1 pseudogene is annotated in these 690 nt (G+C 49.1%); it reads right to left on the bottom strand.

What is annotated here, in order from left to right:
- A pseudogene (locus AB4496_RS27410) lies at positions 1-690 on the bottom strand (Fe/S-dependent 2-methylisocitrate dehydratase AcnD); the annotation flags it as partial.

Raw genomic sequence — 690 nt, 5'->3', positions numbered from 1 at the left:
GTTCTAAGGTATTGCGATTCGTTCCTACTTTGAACTGCAGAGGCAATACACCCATGCCAACCAAGTTGGTTCTGTGAATTCTTTCAAATCCTTCAGCCACAATCACTTCAACACCCGCTAAACGCACACCTTTGGCAGCCCAGTCACGTGATGAACCTTGTCCATAATCCGCACCCGCCACGACAATCAAAGGCTGTTTACGGTTCATGTAGGTTTCTATCGCTTCCCACATGCGAGTAACCTGCCCCTCAGGTTCAACTCTTGCTAATGAACCTTGCACGACTTCTCCAGCGTCCTTCACCATTTCGTTAAAAAGCTTAGGGTTGGCGAATGTTGCTCGTTGCGCGGTTAAGTGATCACCTCGATGGGTCGCGTAAGAGTTAAAATCCTCTTCCGGCACTTCCATTTTGGTGAGGTATTCCCCCGCAGCGCTCAAAGCGAGAATCGCATTTGAAGGGGATAAGTGATCTGTGGTGATGTTGTCACCCAGAATCGCTAAAGGTCTCATACCAGATAGGCTTCGTTCTCCCGCAAGAGCCCCTTCCCAATAAGGTGGTCTTCGGATATAGGTACTTTGAGGCCGCCAGTCATAAAGCGGTTCAGTCGTCGCCTGTTCCTCGTCTGGCTGGAACATTTTCACGTAGATTTGTTGGAATTGCTGAGGCTTAACATGCTCACCGACAACAGCAT

The organism is Vibrio sp. 10N.222.46.A1 (genome assembly GCF_041473595.1).
GTDB lineage: Bacteria > Pseudomonadota > Gammaproteobacteria > Enterobacterales > Vibrionaceae > Vibrio > Vibrio tasmaniensis_A.
This window is presented reverse-complemented; position numbering and strand designations above follow the sequence as displayed.